Below are 1,614 nucleotides of genomic sequence, written 5' to 3'. Positions count from 1 at the left end.
TCTTTCACAGTTCAATGTTTAATAAAAATAGAGGTACTATAATTCGTTTGAAGAAAAATTATTGCAACTCTTTCAATATTTTTACATGTAAATTTAAATAACTTCAAAGTAGTTTTAGCGTTAAATGAGTGTTGTCTTTATTCCATTTTTACCGTTAGTTAGTCTGATTAAACGCTATATAATTTAACTTGATGAACAGAAACCGATGTTACAATATCTTCAAGATATATATTATACCTAACTTTCAACAAAGTATTCATCCATTATCTTTATAAAACTGTAATACTGTGTTATTTTTGCAGCACGGAGCAGATCGAGCAGACGCAGCAGTTGTCAGTCACGACAAGCGTGGTCTATTTTGTGATTGGATTCGTGGCTGCTCTATGCATAGGTAAACCACAACTCGAAATTTTAATGTAATCAAACAATAAAGGATTTGAAGCTGATTTTACTGCACGTAAAAATGAAAAAAAATGTGTACACATTTTGTTAATGCTGAATGAGTAAATTGCTTGTAATGCATTTACTGTTTGATTACAAATTTATTTAAATATTTCTAGTTGTTGTTGCTTACTTGACGTATCGTGCCTGCCGCAGCTCAGCAGCAAGTAACAATGTTATAAATAGCTATATATAATACTCTCTGATCGGGATGATTTATGTCAAAATCAAGAAAATATTTATGTCACATTTGGTCATACTTTTTACAAAGTAATACTGTCGTACATTATTTATGCACAAAAATTTAAAGTACAAAATGCAGCTGGTTTGTTTTATCTTAAAATCAAAAAAATATGTACTACGGTTCGAGCAGACAAATGCAAATAAGCGGGTTCATTTTTTCTCAAAACCAAAAAAATATTTGTGTCACATTTGGCCAGACTTTTTACAGAGTATAACGTTTGCTGTTGTACGTTTGTTTACCTGCGTCGCAGACAGACAAAAATGCAGACAGCAAAACCTCCATAACCGAACGTTCAAAATGCCAATTTTGATTCAAGGTATTTTGTCAAGTTACCAAAGTAAAAATCATTTTAATTATCAACGTTAGGCATTAACATTAGCTTTTGTAACATTGACACTTGCAAACATAGCAAACACGCCACCTACGCCATCTACACCTACAACGCCATCTACACAACCTACGCCATCTACACCTTCTACGCAATCTACACAACCTACGCCATCTACACCTTCTACGCCATCTACGCCACCTACACCGCCAAGTTTATCACCTTCCCTTGCCGGCCAGAGCTTACCCGTAAAAAACGAAACACCACCCGTACAATCTACACCTATTACGCCTCCGCTAGTGACATTTTCCAACACATCTTTAGAATGCGCCATTCAAATTGAATAAATATTACCGTACATTTGTTTGTTATTAGGTATTGTATTTATTTCGTAACAAACGAATGTACGGTAATCCCTTCCTTCTTTTCTTCCTTTTTCCTCCTTCCTTTTTCCAAAATAACAAAACGCAAATGTATACATTTTATTTTCCATTGTGAATTTTATTGGTGAATTTGTATCATTTTTAAATAAATTTACGTAAAAACGTTTAATGTTTTATTTCTTAAACTCGCAGTCGGTTGCCTCGAGCGCCTGGGCGGG

1 protein-coding gene is annotated in these 1,614 nt (G+C 34.1%); it reads right to left on the bottom strand.

What is annotated here, in order from left to right:
* Nucleotides 1–1,047: 1,047 nt before the first annotated feature.
* Nucleotides 1,048–1,347, bottom strand: coding sequence for a hypothetical protein (locus ABWO04_RS11785; RefSeq protein WP_353079879.1), 300 nt, complete (start codon nucleotides 1,345–1,347; stop codon nucleotides 1,048–1,050).
* Nucleotides 1,348–1,614 lie beyond the last annotated feature (267 nt).

Source organism: Flavobacterium sp. (assembly GCF_040382755.1).
GTDB lineage: Bacteria > Bacteroidota > Bacteroidia > Flavobacteriales > Flavobacteriaceae > Flavobacterium.
This window is presented reverse-complemented; position numbering and strand designations above follow the sequence as displayed.